This window comes from Maribacter ulvicola (assembly GCF_900155985.1).
Lineage (GTDB): Bacteria > Bacteroidota > Bacteroidia > Flavobacteriales > Flavobacteriaceae > Maribacter > Maribacter ulvicola.
Genome location: NZ_FTMA01000001.1, coordinates 1,954,314 through 1,974,088 on the forward strand (window position 1 = coordinate 1,954,314; position 19,775 = coordinate 1,974,088).

Below are 19,775 nucleotides of genomic sequence, written 5' to 3' on the forward strand. Positions count from 1 at the left end.
ACAACTAAAGATGAAAACAGTACAAGCAATTAAAAAACCAAATGAGTCTTTTGTACTCCAAAATCCGGTGCCATTAAACGAACCCCTGGTATTGGTTTTTGGCAATAGATATATGCTAGAAAATGAACAAATTTATGATGAGGTTAAAGCTTTGTTCCCTAACGGTCATATAGTATTTGGTACAACATCTGGTGAAATTATAGATGATAAGGTTTTGGATGGTACGGTTGTTTTAACCGCTATAGAATTTGAAAAAAGTTTCGTATTGGTTAAACGTTGTAATGTAAATGATTTTCAGAATGATGATGAAAAATTAGGAGAGCGCTTAATAGCGGAATTTCCTAAAGAAGACTTAAAGCATTTGTTTGTCATATCTGAAGGTAGTACCGTAAATGGTAGTGCACTTATTGAAGGACTTGAACATTTAAAAAATACTAGTTTTGGACTATCTGGAGGGCTTTGTGGAGATGATGATCGTTTTGAGAGAACGTTAGCTTCTTATAATGAAAACCCTAAAGAAGGAGAAATTATAGCCATTGGTTTTTATGGTGACTCTTTAGAAATTACGAGCTCTAATTTTGGGGGATGGACCACTTTTGGACCAGAACGTATCGTTACAAAATCTGAGGGAAATTTGCTTTATGAATTAGACGGTAAACCAGCATTGGACCTTTATAAAAAATATTTGGGTGAGAAGGCAGTAGAATTGCCCAAATCGGCTTTACTCTATCCGCTAAGTGTAAAAGCAACTGAAGACTCAGAACCGCTAGTAAGAACAATTCTTAATATAGATGAAGTTGAAAATACAATGACACTTGCTGGTGACGTTCCTGAAGGTTCTCGCGTGCAATTAATGATGTCTTCTATAGATGATATAGCGAACGGGGCTTCAAGAGCTGCAGAACTGGCTATGGATGGTAGAACTAATTCTCCTGAGCTAGCTTTATTAATAAGTTGTATAGGTAGAAAATTGGTCATGGACCAACGTACAGAGGAAGAGATAGAGGAAGTTAAAGCTGTAATAGGCAATAATACAGTAATAAGCGGGTTTTATTCTTATGGAGAAATGGCTCCGTTCAGTGGTCAAGATAGTTGTAAATTGCATAACCAGACTATGACTATAACTTTATTTAGCGAATAATGCATTCCCTTTTAAAAAGACAAATTCGAAAGTATTTACCTGAGGATCTAAAGGCACATTCAGAAATGGAGCGCTTCTTAGAGGCTATCGAAAAGTCTTATGAAAATTATGACGATAAATTCTCTATGCTTCAAAGGGCATCAACAATTAGTTCTGATGAACTTTTTGTTGCTAATAAAAAGTTACAGCAAGAGGCTTCTCAACAAAAAAATATTCTCGTTTCTCTAGAAAACGCTATTCGTAGTTTAAGAGAAAATTTAAACGATGAAAATGATTTAAAGGTTCAAGATGATTTTAATACAGAACAACTTGCATCTTACATAAGCAATTTGGCATCTCAAGTATCGACGATGGCTACAGAAAAAGATAAATTACTTTCTAGTTTAGAAAACCAGAATGAATCTTTGAACAATTATGCACAGATGGTGTCTCATGATTTAAGATCTCCTATTAGAAATATTAGTGCATTAATGAATTGGATAAGAGAAGATGAAAAAGAAAATTTTTCTGAGACAAGTAAAGATAATTGTTTATTGATATCTGATAATTTGAGAAAAATGGATAAGCTCGTTACTGGTATTCTAAGCCATGCTACCATGGGAGAAACCAAAGAAAAAAGAGTTGCGTTCAAGTTAGAAGAGTGCTTAAGAGATATAGAAAAGACCATTTTTGTTCCAGAAAATGTAACTTTTAAGTTTCCGGAAAACTTGCCAGAAATGGTATTTGAACGAGAACGGTTAGAGCAACTGTTCATGAACTTGTTTTTAAATGCCATTACTGCTACAGAACATTTAGAAAATGGGTTAATAGAAATTAACTATCAGCCAGATGAGGTCTATTGGAAATTTAGTGTTTCTGATAATGGAAAAGGAATTCCATTAAAACATCAAGAAGGTATTTTTCAAATGTTCAAAAAATTAGAAACAGCCAATAATGCTACAGGAATAGGACTTGCAATTGTTAAGAAAATTACAGTTCTTTATGAAGGTAATGTGTGGTTGAAGTCAGAAGAAAATGTAGGTACTACGTTTTTTATAACTTTAAAAAAAAATGTATGATAGAGCAACCAAACTTAAACTATGTAAATGAACTTGCTGGTGATGACCAGGCGTTTAAAGATCAATTTATAGCTATTATTAAAAATGAATTTCCTTTAGAGAAAGAGGAGTATTTTGGTCATGTAGAAAATTTAAGGGTAAAAAAAACAGCTGAAATCGTTCATAAACTAAAACATAAATTCAATATTTTAGGAATGGAAAATTCTTATAAACTAGCAGTGGCTTATGAGATGGAATTATTGGAAGGAAAACACAATAGTCAATCTAAATTTGTTGAAGTATTGGAAACTATTGATGAATATATAAAAGCTATTTAAATGAACTGTATTATAATTGATGATGAAGCTACGGCAAGAGCAGTTGTTAAACAACTGTGCTCAAAAATTCCTGAGCTAGATGTCGTTGAAGAATTTGATAATGCAATTTCTGCAATCAAGTTTTTAAATCAGCAAACTATTGATGTCATCTTTCTAGATATTCATATGCCTGGCTTTAGTGGTGTTGATTTTGTGCAGACACTTAAAGACCCCCCTAGAGTGGTGATGACCACTTCTGATACAGATTTTGCCATAGCGGCTTATGAGTATGAGTGTATCGTTGATTATTTGGTAAAACCGATTACGTTAGCACGTTTTGAAAAAAGCATAGAGAAAATTAAGAGTAGTTCACCAAAAAAGGCACAGGCACAGGTAACATCTCAACAAAATTCTCCTGAAGGTGAAGATTTATATATCAATATTGATCGAAGACTTATTAAATTAAAACTCAATGAAATTTTGGTTATAGAAGCCAAAGGAGATTATATCGACGTTAAAACTCAGAAAGAAGAACATAGAGTACATACAACTTTAAAGAAAATTAAAGAGAAATTACCAGAAAAATTGTTCTTACAAATACACCGGTCTTATATAATCAATTTTACAAAAATAATTGATATAGAGGATAATAGCGTGCTAATTGCAAAGAATGTAGTGCCCATAAGCCGATCTAACCGTCCAGAGCTAATGAGACGGTTAAACTTACTTTAAGCATAAGCTTAGCATTTATCTACCAATTTTCATGATAGATTTTTTTAAATATTTCTGCTAGTTGTACTTTGTCTACCGGCTTTACAACATAGCCTGTTAGTTCTTCAAAATGTGATGCTCTTTTAATATCACTGTCACGCATAGACGAACTTACCATATAGATGTTTATGCTATTTTGAATTTTAGCTTTCAGCTTTTTAAACTCATTTAAAAATCCCCATCCATCTAAAAAAGGCATATTGATATCTAAGAAGATTACTTCTGGGAGTTCTATCTTTTTTTCAGTGCAGTTAGAGATGTATTCAACAGCTTGTTCACCATCGGTAAAAGTGGATACCACCAATTCACTTGATAATTGATGTATGGTTTTTTCCATTAAATACAAATAAAGCTCGTCGTCATCAACCAGTAATATGTTCGGTTTTGTTGTCATTTTTTAAATATTATTTTAAACGTGGTTCCTATTCCTACTTTACTATCTATTGTTATTATTGCATTAAGTGCTTCTAACTGAGATTTTATCAAGAATAACCCCATTCCCTTTCCAGAAATATTTCTATGGAATCTCTTATAGAGTTTAAACACATTTTCGCCATGCCTATCAAGATCTAGTCCTATACCATTGTCTCTAACATATAGAACTTGTTGATTGTTTTCTATGGTAGATTCAAATTCAATGTATGAGTCTACGTTTTCTCTTTTATATTTTATGGCATTAGATATGAAATTATGTACTATACTTTTAAAATAAAATCTAGAATAAGAGATATGATCCCATACTTCTAAGTTTAACCGTACTTCAAAACCGCTATTGTCTAATAGTGTTTCTGTAAATTCATGTTTTACCTCATGTATAAGTTCTAGTATATCTATATCAATTATTTTAATTTCCTTGTTGTCAAGAATAGCTACATAATCGTTGATATCTTCTGTTAATTGGGTTATACTATGGGCAACTTGCCCTAATTTAGGTAATAATTGATGTAATATTTCTGGTTTTTTTTCTTTCTGTATCATTTCAACAATAACAGACATACTGGTTACCGGAGAACGCAAATTGTGTGAAATTAAATAGTTGAAATCACTTAATTGCTTATTTCTAATTTCTAAACTATTATTCATTTCATTGACTATGACATTATTTTCTTCTAATTTAACTTTATTCCTTGTCAACAAAATATTTTTACTTTCTAGCTTTCTGTAAAATAACTCTTTTTCTAGTTTCTTTTTTTGAAAAATATAACATAGCGTTAGTAGACTAATAATTGAAATAATATTAAAGGTTAATAAGCTTTCAAATACAGGCTGTAATTCGGCTGTTACTAATCTTGGAGGTATTTCCAAAGCCATAATCCAATTAGAGGGGGTTACTATTTCTGTTGGTACGTTAGAAATAGAACCAAACGTAAATCTTGCTCCATTTAAATTAATAGATTGCTGCGACCATATATGACCATTTTCAATAAAAGTGCTGTCTTGGTTTTGGGTTATTGCTTTGGTATATAAAATACCGTCTCTAGTACTTTTTTTATTTCCGGATTCATAGGGTAAATCATCTTCTATAGTACTGGCACTTATAACTCTAAAATCCTCATCTAATAAATAAACATTTTTGTCTTCAACTTTATATTTTATTTGGTCCAGAATTTTTTTCATTTTAAAATTGATGACCACTAAACCTATTTGGTTTTGCTCATTATCAAAAATAGGAGCCACAGTTCTAATTACTGGTTTATGCGGTTTTTCAATTTCTCCATTTTCTTTATTTAAGCTTATTTGCGAAAGATATATTTGATCTTTTTTTAATTGTAATCCTGCTTTTACATAAGGATGGTAGTTTTTATTTTGCAAAGGGCTAATTATAATAGAATCGTTTCCAATCCGTTCTGCCCTAAAAAATTCTTTGCCTTCTAAATCTATAAAGCGGAACTGATCATAAAAAGTGATATCCTCAATAAGTTCTAGATAGGACCTTAAGAATGAGGAATGTGCTATTAAAGGATCAAAATTCTTTGGATATTTTAAATTGGCCCAATAATGGGTATTACGTAAAAAAGAATGGCATTCTTCTTCAAAGGAAACCTTCTTCATCGTGTTTGCACGAATCTGACGCTCCATAATAGTTTCAATTAGTTTTACCTTTTGGGAATAATATAAAAAAAGGGTAAGCGCAAGAAGTGGCAAATAAAGGCCAATAAACATCTTTAAAACTCTTTTCCACATAGTGATTTAATTAGAGTTTCATTTTCAATTGAATTTCTCGATTGGGGGAACGATAATTAAACCTACGCTAAAATAGGTAAAATTCTTACATGTTATTGATTGCTTGAATGAAATTTTCAATTAATTCTAATTTCTATAACTTTAACAGTATATATGCAATAAAATGTTCATTTATATATTTAAATGATACTTGTAATTATGATTGTTTCTTTAGTTAGTAATTTGGATATCAACTTCTTGTATTGCTATTTTTAGTTAAAAATAGACTAATCTAAGTTTAGCTTTTTGTAGAATATTGGTTTCTTTAAAATTAACCATTTTGCTTTTAATCCTATTTCTGTAAACTCGAAACCGGCTGCAGTTGCAGAGGCAATGTTGCTATATTTACCATACATATTTAAACTAAAACGCTTAGAAAACTGATGTTGTACAGAGGCTTCTGCTCTAAAAATATTAGTATTTGGGTCATCTTCAACTTTTTGAATACCGGTAGCGGCACTTGCTATATATGTTGTTTTTTCAGAAATTTTGCCTCGTATATCTGCGAACAGTTCTACCGCTTGGTATTTATCAGGACTAAAATATATGGTAGGTACTTGATCTTTAAATGTAATATACTGGTAATTAACACCCATTTTTAAAGCAGGTTTTCTAAGTACATTATAATAAAGTGAGGTAAACAATAAATTTCTTACGTTCGCATCGCTCTGTTGGGTGTGCATTAATTGTGTATACCAACCAAAATTGACATTGGTCCCTAAATTATAATTTAATCCGTAGTGGTTTTGTACTATTTCACGTTCGATCAATTCTGCATTAAAACTTTGTACTTCTCTTTGGTATCCTAATGTCAGATTCTGAAGCTTAAATGGTTGCAAATCTAATTTTAGATCAAGAACCGGTTGTGTATAAGCTTCATCTAAAAATCTTGAGTTGTTTAAACCAAGAACCGATTTTAAAACCGTTTTTGGAAATAGTTTATATTGTAAACCAACTAAGGCTACATGAGAAGTTGCTTTATTGTTGGTGACCGTATTTTCCGTAGACCTAAAGAAATAAGAAATGGTAGTTCTAAATTTGGTGGAGAAAGGCAGGTCTACAGTAGTATTTGTAAAAAAGGCTGTATTGTTACCATTATCAAATGTATAGGCAGCATGCTCTTCAATTGTTGGGGTATGCATCAAGTTTAGCTTCTCAATAAATCCTTTCGCATCCTTTTGGTTTTCATAATATTTAAGCGTTTGGTTCGCCATGTTGTATGCAGGTATAATTTTGTCAGAAGCAAATAAGGCATTGGCCTTACCAAGGTTACCATCAAATGATGCACTGTCATTTTCTAATATTCTATCATAATTTTCTACACTGGATTTTGCATCACCAGTATATAGCCCCAAAGTGGCTTTTAAGGCTAAAATCCAGTTTTTGTTAGGGTAATGAATTTCTAGACTGTCAATTTTTTTCTTGGCAGAAATAAACTTTCTATTCCAGATCAAGGCTTGAACATAACGGGCATACGTATTTTCAGTAAGTGGTACATCATCAATTTTATCAACGCTTACTATAGCACTTTTAGAGATGATAAGGGCATCTTTATCGTTTTCATCTATATGTTCTGCCAATGCAATACCGTTCAGTGCCGTAATAGAATCTTTAGCGGTAGTTGCATATCTTTTATACACACTTTTTGCCTTGTCAGCCTGTTTAATTATCAGGTAGAGGTTTGCTAGGTTAATGAGTACATCCTTGTCATCTGGGAAATCTTTAAAAATCTTTTTTAGAGTTTGTTCTCCCTTTCCATACTGTTGCTTATTTACAAAAGCATTTGCATAACCTAATCGCATGAATTTTCTAGAGACCTTGGCACTTTGGTTTTCTGGTTGCAGTGCTATTGCTTTTTCAACCCAACTTAAAGCCAATTTATATTCTTTTAGGTTGCTTAAGGTATTTGCGTACCCTAATAGTGCCCCAAATTTTTCAGGATATTTTTCAACTAAATCTGCATACAAGGGCTTGGCTTGTTCATATTCTTTTGCCCATAAGTAAGATTCGTTGTAATTGATAAGAATTTCAAAATCACCTGGGTAATCTTTTAAAAGATCGGAAAATAAATCAGTAGCTTTTTGTGGTTCTCCACTTAACCCAACGGCACGCGCATAACAGAGTAATGCTGTTTTATTGTTAGGATTGAATTTTAGGTATTCTTCAAAAAAAAGTTCTGCTTCTTGAAAGTTACCTTTTTCTAATAAACCAAAGCCCTTGGTCATATCTGATTGTGCTCTTAATAGCGAAGAGGTAAAAAAAATAAGGAATACTACTTTACGAATCATTTAAAGTGAGATTAATACTACAAATACCTAACGGTAATTATTAAGATTTATTTGTCTAGATTAATATTGTAAAAATAAAATACCACCTACCATTATGGAATTGGGATAATTGCCTATCATAAAATATAACGCTATAGTCACTAAAAACCTTTAAAATATCCGTGGTTTAAATAGGAATTTAATGCTGACCAAGTAAAAGTTTGTATGTGGAAAATACTAGAATGACAGCAATTAAATTTGTGTTGTATTAAGTTTTTCAGAAAAGATATTTATAAATGCGTATTGGTCGTTGTCAGGGGTAATGAACTCTCAAATTTTGTTGGAAGTGGATTTCTGTTGGACGTAATATATGGTAAGGTTGCCTTATAGTATACGAATAGTACTCATATTTTTTAAGAGACCGTTTACATGGCATTGACAGGCTTTACTGGAATATCTAGATTTAAATGATGTAACGCTTGCGTGGATATCTATAAAAAATACAATTCAATGTTTTTAAGGCTTGTCGCAAGGATGTTTATTCATATTATGTAAACAAAACAAAGTCTCTTATTACTTTACTATTAGAGAAGTCTTATTTGTAAGGATTTTAAATCTTGATGTTTTTTCTGTATATAATATTCTTTTGCAAAGTGTAAGTGTTTGATATATTGAAGTATAGGTACGCTGTAAAGATTTAACCAGTCATCTCTACCATTCGTCTATAGTAAGGTTGCATCCACCTAAAATCGTTCCAAAAAAATTCTTATTAAATAGATATTTGTTTCATAATCAACCAGTTTGCATTAAAACTTAACCTATGAGACTTGCCATTGTAACTGCCTATCCGCCCAGTAAAGTAACCTTGAGCGAATACGGATATCACTTAGTAAAACATTTTAGACTTCAAAAAGAGGTGACAGAAATAATAGTGATTGCCGATAAAACAGAAGGAAAAAAAGATCTTATTTTTAATGAAGATGGATGTAAGATTACCGTAAAAGAATGTTGGAACTTTAATGATTATGGGAATCTATTTAAAATTAATAAGGTGATATCGGCTACTAAACCAGTTGCTGTGCTTTTTAACCTACAGTTTTTAAAGTTCGGTGATAAGAAAATACCTGCTGCACTTGGTTTAATATTACCCTTCCTGTGTAAAATGAAAGGGATACCCACTATTTCAATATTGCACAACAAATTTGAGCAAGTCTATTTCGAGAATGCAGGAATAACTTCTAATACAATAATAAAGAAAGTATACAAATGGGTTGGTAATGTGCTTACAAGATTTGTATTGGCTTCAGATGTAGTTGCAGTACCCATTAGTAAGTATAAAACCATACTAGAAAATAAATATCAGTCTAGAAATGTGGCTTTAATTCCGCACGGTTCTTTTGAAATCCTGCAAGACCCTAATTATGATTTACCTGTAGGAGCAAAAAAGGTTATGGCTTTTGGCAAGTTTGGCAGCTATAAAAAAGTAGAGGTTATGGTAGAGGCAATAGAGCTAATTAGAGCACGAACTAATGAAAATATAGAAATTGTAATTGCAGGTACAGATAGTCCAAATACTCCAGGATACTTAGATCGTATGAAAAAGAAATATGCGCATGTAGATCAACTATGTTTTACAGGTAATGTAGCTGAAGAAGATGTACCGGTTGTATTTGGTAATAGCGCAGTTGTGGTTTTTCCGTATACCTCAACTACCGGTAGTTTTGGTGTATTGCGTCAGGCAGTTAGTTACGGTAAGGCAGTTGTGTTGCCAGCGTTGGAAGATTTAAGAATTTTGGTTAATGAAGAAGGCTATAAGGGTGAGTTCTTTAAGCCCGAAAGTGCAGCATCTTTAGCAGATGCTATTGAGAGTGTTTTGTTGCATGACTCGTATAGATTATACTTGGCAAAAGCTAATTATAGAGCAGCTTCTTCATTACCAATGTCAGCTATTACAAATAGGTATATAGAATATTTTAAAGCATTACAAATAGCAAAGCATAAAGGTTTTAAGTTAGATGTGCCTTTAATAGAAAAAGAATTAATTGCATAAATTATTTGGTTGGGTTTAGTGACAAAAGGGGTAGTGTGGTTAGCTGCTCCTTTTTTATCTTCTTAAAAAAATATTTTAAACATACTACTAAATTGTAGCAGGGACCTTTTTTGAAATTCTTATTAATATTTACGATGATGAAGTAGTGATTTTAGTTAGTTATCAGTAGGTTATAATGCTCATCTGTTCTAACAATTTTTTATTTTTTTTCATAAAAACTACAATTTTTGAGTAATACTGCGTTATATGTAAGTTAAATCTTACTTAAATACAACCATGAAAATACTAACTATAGATGACCAACAACTTATTTTATTGTCTGTTGAAAAACGACTTACCGAACTAGGTTATGACGTTAAGACCGCTGATTCAGGTCAAAAAGGAATAGATTTATATGACTCTTTTAAGCCAGATTTAGTACTAGTTGATATCAATATGCCAGATATGTCTGGTTTAGAAGTTGTAAAACATATAAAGAACGGAAGAAGAAATTCTACCCCGGTTTTAGTAATGTCCGGTAATACGGAAGAAGGTATTATTATGGACGGTTTTACTTTGGGTATTGATGATTATATGAAAAAACCAGTGAGTTTATCTGAAATGTCAGCCCGTATTAAAAGACTTATTGGTGCCCCTGTTATTGAAATGAATGCTGAGGTTTCAAGTACAGGAAGAATGTTGCAAAAAAATTGCGTTGGGGTTGTTATCCCTTGTTATAATGAAGAAGAACGCCTTTTGGGTAAAGAGTTTAGAGATTTTGCACATAGTAATCTGGGTTATCATCTTTGTTTTGTGAACGATGGTAGTACAGATAAAACTTTAGAGGTTTTAGAAGAATTAAAAAAAGGTAATGAAAGCAATATAAGTATTTACGATTGTGAAAAAAATGGTGGTAAAGCTGAAGCGGTACGCTTAGGAATGCTGCATATGGCAAAAGATCCGCAATTAGATTATATAGGCTTTTTAGATGCCGATCTTTCCACAGATTTCAGAGATTTTGATGATTTAGTGGAAACACTGGATAAGTCTGATTTTAAAATTGTTAGTGGTTCTAGAATGAGTAGAATGGGGGCAGATATCACTAAAGAATCTGCACGTAAAATAATAAGTATGACCATTAATTTGATTATACGAACCATTTTAAGAATGCCATTTAATGATACTCAATGTGGTGCCAAAGTTATGGATCGCTCTGTGGTAGCTTTAATGTTTACCAAACCATTTATAACCAAGTGGTTGTTTGATGTTGAGATGTTTATACGAATGAGAAAATACTACGGTAAAAAAGAAGCCATTAAACTTATCTGTGAACAGCCACTTAAAAGATGGATTCATGCAGATGGCTCTAAACTATCAATGAAAGACTCTGTTAAAATTGTTGGTCAACTCGCTAAGATTGCGGTTGTATACAGATAATTATACTCAATAATCCAAAGAACCACCCTATTAAATGTCAGCAATAAAATTAGCTTTAAAGCGAATCTCCCCTAAACAGTTGTTTATGGGTAGCGCATTGCTTGTAAACGGCGGAAATTATCTTTACAACCTCTTATTAGGTAGGTCGTTAGGTCCTGAAGCCTTTGCAGATGCTGCATTATTGGTCACTTTACTGTTAGTACTTTCTTTTGTTGGTATGACATTTCAATTGGCGACTACAAAATTTGCGGTGCTATTTACAGATTATACGTGGGTTGTATTTAAGAATACCATGTATAGATATGCTTTGGCATTCGGTGTATTTACGGGTATTCTGGTACTCATTTTCTCTAAGAATCTTCAAGAATTGTTCAATACGCAGAATCATTATATGTTCATGATTTTTGCGGTAGCTATACCCTTGTACTTTGTTATGAGTGTAAATAGAGGAAGATTTCAAGGAGGTCATGATTTTGGAAAATTGGCGGGTACCTACCAAACAGAAATGTGGAGCAGGTTGTTGTTTACCTTTGCCTTGTTGCTATTGGTACCTTTTGAATCTAGTATTTTAATTGCCACAGGTATCGCCCTTTCTTTTGTATTCGGACTATTTCCATCAGATTTTAAAGGTATTCAACTATTTAGTAAGGATAAATTAGCTGCGGTAGATTTAAAACAAGTTTGGATTTTCATAGGTCTCACGGCTGGTTATGAACTTACCCAGATTATAATAAATAATAGCGATATATTATTGGTCAAGCACTATTTTGATGATAAACAAGCTGGCTTGTATTCTTCATTGGCATTGATCGGTAGGGTGGTGTACTTTGTGGCTTGGATGTTTGTAATGCTATTAATGCCAACAGTCATTCAAAAACAAAAAGATGGTGAGCCAACGGCTCCGGTGCTGTTTAAGTACGTATTCTTTATTGGTGGGCTATCTACCTTTATCGTATTTGTGTGCTTCTTATTTCCAAATTTAATAATCACCTTAATGTTCGGTGACGCTTATTTATCTATTGCACATTTACTGTGGAAGTATGCCTTGGCGACTTCATTGTTCGCGGTATCAAATATTTTCGCTTATTACTTTTTATCGTTAAATCAATATTCGCCCGTAATATTATCCGGATTGTTAGGCTTCTCTCAAGTTGCTTTAATCATGCTATATCATGACAATCTAGAGATGGTAGTTCATATGCAAATCATAGCTATGATCATATTACTGGTAGCTCAACTACTATTTTTCATCATCAAGAACAAAGCGGATTCAAAAGTCACTGATACATAAAATAAAAATCAATGCAGTGGTCCTGCAAATAAAAAAAATAGTTCTGTTTAATAAAATATAAATCAAATGAAATTAGCCATTGTAACCGCATACCCACCTAGTAAAGTAACCTTAACAGAATATGGTTATTATTTGGTAAAACATTTTAGGCTTCAAGAAGAAGTAACAGAATTAATATTGATCACTGATAGAACAGACGGTCCTAAAGATTTAAATTTTAAAGGCGAAGGCTGTAAGATTACGGTGAAAGAATGTTGGAGCTTTAATAGTTATAGCAATATTTTTAGCATTAGTAAAACCATATCTAAGGTGAAACCAGATGCGGTTTTGTTTAATCTTCAGTTTTTAAAATTCGGAGATAAAAAAATACCGGCAGCAATGGGCTTAATGCTTCCGTTTATTTGTAAAACAAAAGGAATACCAACTATTTCATTATTACATAATATTCTGGAGCAGGTTGATTTAGAAAATGCAGGTTTTACCAATAATAAGGTATTACAAAGTATTTATAATTTTATTGGAACCACGTTGACAAAATTTGTTTTAGCTTCAGATATTCTTGCAGTTACTATTAGCAAATATGTAACTACGTTAGAGAAGAAGTATAAGGTGAAGAATGTTGCGTTGATTCCGCATGGGGCTTTTGAAACTCCACCAGAACCAGATTTTAAACTTCCGGAAGGTCCTAAACAAATAATGGCTTTTGGTAAGTTTGGCACCTATAAAAAGGTTGAAATTCTTATAGAGGCCGTAGAAGAAATTAGAGCCCGTACCAATGAAGATATTGAAATTGTCATTGCCGGGACAGATAGCCCCAACACACCGGGGTATTTAGAAGAAATGAAGCAGAAGTATAGCCATGTACCTCAAATAAGATATACTGGTTATGTAGCTGAAGAAGATGTGCCAAAAATATTTGGTGATAGTGCGGTTACTGTATTTCCATATACATCTACTACGGGTAGTTCTGGTGTATTGCACCAAGCAGGTAGTTATGGTAATGCCGTTGCTTTACCGGATTTAGGAGACTTAAGTGTATTGGTAAAAGAAGAAGGGTATGTGGGCGAGTTTTTTGATGCTCACGATACTTCATCTCTAGCAAACGCAATAGAAAAAATTATTACCGATGATTCTTACCGAATTCATTTGGCCAAACAAAATTATAAAGCAGCTTGTTCATTACCAATGTCCGCTATTACACAGATGTATATAGATTACTTTAAAGCTATACAGAAATCTAAAAAAACAGGTTTCAATATTGATATATCAACTATGGAGAAGAAATTGGTTCATTAAGAATCAATATGGTTAGTATTTGAAGGCTGGTGTGGTAACCAGCCTTTTTTATACCCATATATTAGCTTATTTATTCTCTATTGACAATTCATAATATGATGGCTTTTTATTTCCTAAAGAATCTAAACAACCAAAGAAGTGTTGCTTTTTTGTTTTCCAAGGTAGGCTACCGGCAACTGAGCTAGGTACCTTTTCAAAGTCATAAAGTGTCCAAAATAAAAAAGGTATGTTCTTTTTTTTCAAGTAACCCTGCATTTCTTTATAATACGCAGCTTGTTTTTCATCAGAACCTAAAAATCCGCTCCACATACCATCATAAGAAGAATCTCCATATTCTTGTAAAACAATGGGCTTATGAGGTATTAAATTGCTTAGAATATTATAGGACGCTATAAAGTGTTTTGGCTTTTTATAATAATGAAAGGAAATAAAGTCAACCTCTTCTGATAGGTTCATTGCAGCTTCTGGGTTAGACCAGCCAATGGTTATTGGGTTTTTAGTATCCCAATTTCTTATTTCCAAAATCATTTGATTTAGCCATTGTATTACATTCTCTTTGCCACGAGAACCAAAATCCAAATCGGGTTCGTTTTTTATATCCCATCCTAAAAGCGCTGGGTGGTCTTTTACCGCATTTACAATGGCTTCTGCGTGCCTGTGGGTCAAAGTCCAATTAGAGATATCATAATCTCCATAAAAATCGAATAGGGTTATGAGAACATCTAAGTCGTTATTTGCTGCCTTATCCAAAAGTTTCTTTAAAAGTTCTAGCTTTTTAGCATGAACCCTATTTTTTCCAAAATCTTCATATTGTATAAATACACGAATGGAGTTTAACCCCATATCATGAATGATTTGAAAATCTTTATCGATTATGGTATCATTAAAACGCTTACCAAAAGTGTCCCATGGAGAATCCTTTGGGTAGTAATTTAAGCCTCTTTGTCTTTTAATTTTATCAAGCTTAGCCTGTATGTTTCGTTTCTCTTTCTTAGGAGTGTCAATAGGGTTAGGGATTTCCTTTAAATGCCTAATACGCCAAAATCCATCTTCTAACAGCATCATGACTTGGTAACTAGTGGTGTCTTTTTCTTTTAAAATAAGCGTCTCGCCTTCATACGTTTCTTGGTATTCTTCAACATTATAATCTTTAAAGACTACCATAGTACCATCTGCCGTATAAAAATCTAAGGCAGGATTATGGTTTAGGGTAGTACGTTTGTACCAATGATTGTTCTTTATATTTAAATCAATATTGTCATATAATCTAACTCTTGCACTATCCGTATAGAAATCTTCAATGCCGTAACGATCATTTTTCTTGAACGCAATATTTCTAACATGCCAAGCATTCATATAATCATTCGTAATTTCCTCCAAAGCTTGCTCTTCCATTGGTCGCCCTGGGTTGTCTAAATCTGTCCACTCTAAACCTGGCTTATAAACATCATCCATGGGTACTTCTAAATGTAGCATAGAAGTTTTATCCGCTCCGGTATTCATAAATGCCCAGGCAGCTCCTATACCATATATAATAAGGCCGTTTATAGCCAAAAAGGTGACTATTAGCACCGTCCTATACAATGTTTTATTTAATTGTTTCGCCATGTATATTGATTATAAATTCTTTTGTAATACCTGCAGCGGTTAATTTTAATGTATAATCACCATCTTCAAGAAAATGCTCGCCTAAGAAAATAGTAGATACTCCGTTTTTAGATGTTGTTTTCTTGGTGTCAATAAATTCTCCATTAGCATCGTAAATATCTAATTGCAATAGTAGTCCGTCAGGAATCAATTGTTTCATGAAACTTTCAAACGGACCAACATCAATATTTCTATTTCCTTTAGAAAAATGAACGGCATAGTCTTTTACTGCAGATTTAAACTTAAATGTAGTTATGTTACTTTCTGCAGCACCTGTTATAAAAGCTTGAACTTCCCAAGTGGTAGCCTGGTCTGGGTGTAAGGTTTTTGCCTCGGCAACACCATTAATGGTAGTACCAACAGTATATAGATATTGATTTCTTTCATTTTTGATAACGAAAGTGACCAGTGTGCCATTAGTAACCGTATTCCCATATTCATCTTTTATAATATCTGATACAAACGTTACGATCTGGTTGCCATCAGCAAATGTATGCGCGCTAGAAGCACTAATGGAAAAGTTGACCGCATTGGCAGGATATACAATGGTAGCTAATTCTTTGGAGGTGGTACCGTTACATTCTGATGTCACCAATATTCTACCAGATTTTAAGGTAGAAGCTACATTATACCAGGCAATAAAATTATCTGTAGTTATCTGTAATTCATCAATGTTTTCTAAGAATTGATATTTAACGGTTATCTCAGTGCCATTATTTAAGGGATTGTCATAAGCATCTGTGGGCGAGATGGTCAACATTGAAAAATCATTTCTACCTGCGGTTATACTACGGGGACCAAAGTAAGATTCTACATAAGTAGCCTTTTGGGCATTGGTAGCAATTTGATGCGTGCCTTCTTCCAAAATCTCACTTTTTAAAACCAACTTCCAATGGAATGGACCGGCAATTCTCGTGAAGTTCTCAGGAATGTTGAATTCAATATTTTCCCTCTCATTTGTATTAGGTTTTAGTAACACACTGCCGTAAGCATTTTTTATTTGCAATTTATAGGTTTCATTGGGTGCATCTGTTTTAAAGAAAAAAGTGATGGCATCACCAGCGATAGTGTTTTTTACTTGCGATATTAGCTCAGTTTGGGGTATATAAATTTCAGTAGGCTGTTCTTCTTTTTTTTCTGAACAACCTAATAGTACAAGACCTAGAAATATTAAAATGGTATTACGCATACTATTTAGGATTACCTATATAACTGTTGATCTCAAATTTTATGTACTCATATCCTTTCCCTTTAAAAGGTTGGGTTTGCTGTTTACCATGTACCAACTTTCTATTAGGGAATAATTTATCTGCAATGGCCTTGTTGGGAGATCCATTAACAAAGCAATTTTCTAAACTGCTGTTTATAATTTTTAAATTATTAAGATCTAATGGTGTGTAATTAAAGAACTGTTTACGCTGTATTCTAACCCCTTCTGTTACAAATTTATGATCTACCCAAAGTAGTTCACTATTTTCATCGTAATAAGATATAATTAATTGGGGAATGGTCACTTCCTGCACCCCCGAGTTGAATAACACTCCATTAAAACCTTGTTCGGTGTATTCCAAACCTTGTAGGGCAACATGCTTATATAAATCTGTGTTAGCAGTGTTACCTGCAGATTGTAGGTTGAACTTGGTGGGTTGCTGTTCAAAGCTTATAGGTGTAAATTGATCAGGGTCAAAAGTTGGTGGTAGGGTGTCTTTGGTAGACGACCATGCAATTCCTTCAAAATTAATTTTAAAGGTCGTTGTTTCTTTTGGCATCAACTTATGCTTTATCTGATGCTTTGCATTGTAATTGGCCAATTCCTTATTGTCATCATTATAAAGCGTGGCTTTAATTACAATATCTGCTGGGGTATTGTCTACATTTTGTAATTCACCTATTATACTATACTGTCCTTTGTATTTGACCAATTTAGCCGATAGAATTTCTAGAACGGGTTGTTTTAAAACGTCTTCATGATAGGTTTCTTGAGTTGTAATTTTTCGTCTACCATGATTATAGTAGGTGGTGCCATTGGCGGTAAATAGTTGATCTGGCGGTATGTCATTATCAACCTTTAATGATTTTACATACCACTTATTTTTTCGCTTTACCAGTTCATAGAACTCATTGTTGAACACATTTTCTAAAGGGGTGATCCAACGTGTAGCTACTTTTGCCTTTGCGCTATTTTCAGTTTCATCATAAATTTCTATGCCTAACGAATCTAATTTGGCATACGAGCTTAAAATACCATCAGTAACGGAGACTTCTAGCATATACTGGGCAATATTAATATTTTCTTCTGGGTCTATGTAAGAGTGTGCTCTGGAGAACTCCTTAAAATCTAAGGCGTCATAGTAAGATTCTATCACATTATTGGGTGAAAGTTGGGTGACATTTTTTACATAAAAAATATACATGCCATACCCCATGCATACCAATACCACTAATGCCCACCAGTGCGAAATGGTCAACAGCTTAGAGGAGAATTTATTATAGGGTAGTTCTAACTTCATAAAAGCATGTACCGGTACTTTTCTGGATTTTAGAAGGCGGACCCATATCATCTGAATATTGACAAAAATGGCAATAAGTACGGTAGATAACGGAATTATACCCCACATAAGTTTCATTATGGTAGGTACATCTTGTTTAGGCATAATTTGAGGAATGGGTGCCACATTTAGTTTCTCCCATACCATAATTCCGTTTTCTAGTTGCTGCAGCCGTTGCCAACCGCAGTAGTAGAGAATGGGGTCATAAAACTTATCATTAGAAAATATATATTTTAAATTATATTTTTCTGGTACGGTCAGGAATTGCTGTAATGAACCAATACCTTCAACACCTCTAAACTTAGAATTTTCTATTCGTTCAATAGCCCTAGTGGTCAATTCGGGCAATCGTCGAGCTGAGTGGTAATTGCCATCAACGGTCATTGCCCTGGTCTGTGCAGAAAGCCAGGCCATTTGATCGCCAAACCCCAACGGTAGATACCGCCATGAGTCATGTGAATCTGCCCCTAGAAAATTGACAATGGGTTGCATTTTAATTTTAGCAGGCTGAGAGGGCCTAAAATAACCCAATGTCATGGTAAAGATGACCATGAACAGCATACCACCAGCTATCAGTCCGCCTAACACTCTATGGTAAACTCCACCAAATTTTTCTTGTATCAATATTTTTAAATCACCTTCAACCATCCGGTAGGCAAACTCTGCAAATATGGGAAGTGCCATAATGGTAGCCCATAAGGTAAACCTATCCAAGGTCAAAATATTAAACGCCATTTCACCCAACATCATACGTGGTATAGGAGTAGTACCACCTGTTCCTAATATGGTCAATAGGGTAAAGGATAATCCAAAGAATACATATCTTTTACTAAAATATCTGTAAAAGAAATAGGGTAGAATAAAGAGAAATACACCCCACGGAATAATGAAAAATACGAGGCCCGATGAGGTTATCTCCAAGAAGTTATCTCTTGATCCATGTGGTATGGCAACTTGGGTTATTGGGTTTCTTTTAGAGTTGTACCAGTAGGGAAAAATACAGAATACGAGTAAGAATATTGCCGTGCCGCCAAACTTGGCTATACGCCAAAAATGCTGAAGAGTGGTACCCCAAAATATTTTAAAGGTAAGTGCTTTGTACGATGCTACTTTTTCTCTGGCAGCATCCATTACCGCCATGCCCATTAAAGGAGCAATAAAAAATACCATACCAAAAAGCGGAGTAACATGGTGAGAAGTTACTGTTACTGCAAGCATAGTCGCCGAAGTAATGAAATAACGCGTTTTACCTGTTTTGATCCATAGGTAAATCTCGGTCATGGAATGCAGTAATATTGATAATGCCGATATACTGGGCAATTGCCCGAAAATATGGAGTGTCTCTACAAAGGTAGACGAGAAAACGGCCATTACAGCACCGTAACCAGCAATACGACGGCTACCGGTCATTAATAAGGTATACCTGTATGCCCCGGTAATAAATAATACAATGGCTATTAATGCAACGGTATACATACCAAATTTTAGTCCACCAATGTATGAAAGTATGCCTATAAGCTGATGTACCAATGGCGGATACGACTGTACGGTAAAACCGGTATACCACCTATATTCCCATGGGTCAAACCAACTACTAGCGTAGTGATCAGCAAAGAATAAATGAATTAAAGCGTCATAGGTAGATTCTAACGTAAAGAAAATAGCAGAACCATGAAAAGCTAGCCCTACTATTAAAGCTAGTATTAAAAGAGTATTAGTTTTTTTTTTCAATGGTTATGGTAGCATCTAATTGTTATAAAGGTATTAAAT

General features: G+C 33.7%; 14 protein-coding genes. 8 read left to right on the top strand and 6 right to left on the bottom strand.

Features of this window, described 5'->3' with window-relative positions; translation table 11 throughout:
* Positions 1-10: 10 nt before the first annotated feature.
* The 4 genes from BW936_RS08400 to BW936_RS08415 are packed head-to-tail and all read left to right on the top strand — an operon-like array spanning position 11 to position 3,227.
* Entirely contained in the window at positions 11-1,141 is a 1,131-nt protein-coding gene (locus BW936_RS08400; protein WP_076547876.1) for an FIST signal transduction protein, read from the top strand.
* On the top strand, positions 1,141-2,199 hold the full coding sequence (locus tag BW936_RS08405) for a sensor histidine kinase (protein ID WP_076547877.1): 1,059 nt from the start codon (positions 1,141-1,143) through the stop codon (positions 2,197-2,199). The genes BW936_RS08400 and BW936_RS08405 overlap by 1 nt, the downstream gene beginning before the upstream one ends.
* Positions 2,196-2,516, top strand: coding sequence for a histidine kinase (locus tag BW936_RS08410; protein ID WP_076547878.1), 321 nt, complete (start codon positions 2,196-2,198; stop codon positions 2,514-2,516). Before BW936_RS08405 ends, BW936_RS08410 begins: the two co-directional genes overlap by 4 nt.
* Positions 2,517-3,227, top strand: coding sequence for a LytR/AlgR family response regulator transcription factor (locus tag BW936_RS08415; protein ID WP_076547879.1), 711 nt, complete (start codon positions 2,517-2,519; stop codon positions 3,225-3,227).
* Positions 3,228-3,246: 19 nt separating this feature from the next.
* On the opposite strand, the gene BW936_RS08420 is transcribed toward BW936_RS08415, so the two are convergent.
* The 3 genes from BW936_RS08420 to BW936_RS08430 form a co-directional block, all read right to left on the bottom strand.
* Entirely contained in the window at positions 3,247-3,660 is a 414-nt protein-coding gene (locus BW936_RS08420; protein WP_076547880.1) for a response regulator, read from the bottom strand.
* Entirely contained in the window at positions 3,657-5,345 is a 1,689-nt protein-coding gene (locus BW936_RS08425; RefSeq protein ID WP_159439009.1) for a sensor histidine kinase, read from the bottom strand. Before BW936_RS08425 ends, BW936_RS08420 begins: the two co-directional genes overlap by 4 nt.
* A 371-nt stretch (positions 5,346-5,716) precedes the next feature.
* The gene (locus BW936_RS08430) at positions 5,717-7,777 is read right to left on the bottom strand and encodes a tetratricopeptide repeat protein (RefSeq protein WP_076547882.1); all 2,061 of its coding nucleotides are present in this window, start codon (positions 7,775-7,777) and stop codon (positions 5,717-5,719) included.
* A gap of 799 nt (positions 7,778-8,576) precedes the next feature.
* On the opposite strand from BW936_RS08430, the gene BW936_RS08435 reads away from it, so the two are divergent.
* The 4 genes from BW936_RS08435 (at position 8,577) to BW936_RS08450 (ending at position 13,809) form a co-directional block, all read left to right on the top strand.
* Complete coding sequence (locus BW936_RS08435; RefSeq protein WP_076547883.1) at positions 8,577-9,806, top strand: glycosyltransferase; 1,230 nt, start codon at positions 8,577-8,579, stop codon at positions 9,804-9,806.
* 276 nt (positions 9,807-10,082) lie between these two features.
* On the top strand, positions 10,083-11,222 hold the full coding sequence (locus BW936_RS08440; protein ID WP_076547884.1) for a response regulator: 1,140 nt from the start codon (positions 10,083-10,085) through the stop codon (positions 11,220-11,222).
* Between the two features lie 34 nt (positions 11,223-11,256).
* Positions 11,257-12,513: an MATE family efflux transporter gene (locus BW936_RS08445; protein ID WP_076547885.1), complete on the top strand. Its 1,257-nt coding sequence runs from the start codon at positions 11,257-11,259 to the stop codon at positions 12,511-12,513.
* A 66-nt stretch (positions 12,514-12,579) separates the two neighbouring features.
* The gene (locus tag BW936_RS08450) at positions 12,580-13,809 is read left to right on the top strand and encodes a glycosyltransferase (RefSeq protein WP_076547886.1); all 1,230 of its coding nucleotides are present in this window, start codon (positions 12,580-12,582) and stop codon (positions 13,807-13,809) included.
* 66 nt (positions 13,810-13,875) lie between these two features.
* Here the strand turns inward: BW936_RS08450 and BW936_RS08455 are convergent, their stop codons facing one another.
* The 3 genes from BW936_RS08455 to BW936_RS08465 are packed head-to-tail and all read right to left on the bottom strand — an operon-like array spanning position 13,876 to position 19,736.
* Entirely contained in the window at positions 13,876-15,417 is a 1,542-nt protein-coding gene (locus BW936_RS08455; protein ID WP_076547887.1) for a glycoside hydrolase family 2 TIM barrel-domain containing protein, read from the bottom strand.
* The gene (locus BW936_RS08460; RefSeq protein ID WP_084182017.1) at positions 15,398-16,645 is read right to left on the bottom strand and encodes a hypothetical protein; all 1,248 of its coding nucleotides are present in this window, start codon (positions 16,643-16,645) and stop codon (positions 15,398-15,400) included. The genes BW936_RS08455 and BW936_RS08460 overlap by 20 nt, the downstream gene beginning before the upstream one ends.
* A gap of 1 nt (position 16,646) precedes the next feature.
* Positions 16,647-19,736, bottom strand: a complete 3,090-nt coding sequence (locus BW936_RS08465; protein WP_076547888.1) for a hypothetical protein — start codon at positions 19,734-19,736, stop codon at positions 16,647-16,649.
* Positions 19,737-19,775 lie beyond the last annotated feature (39 nt).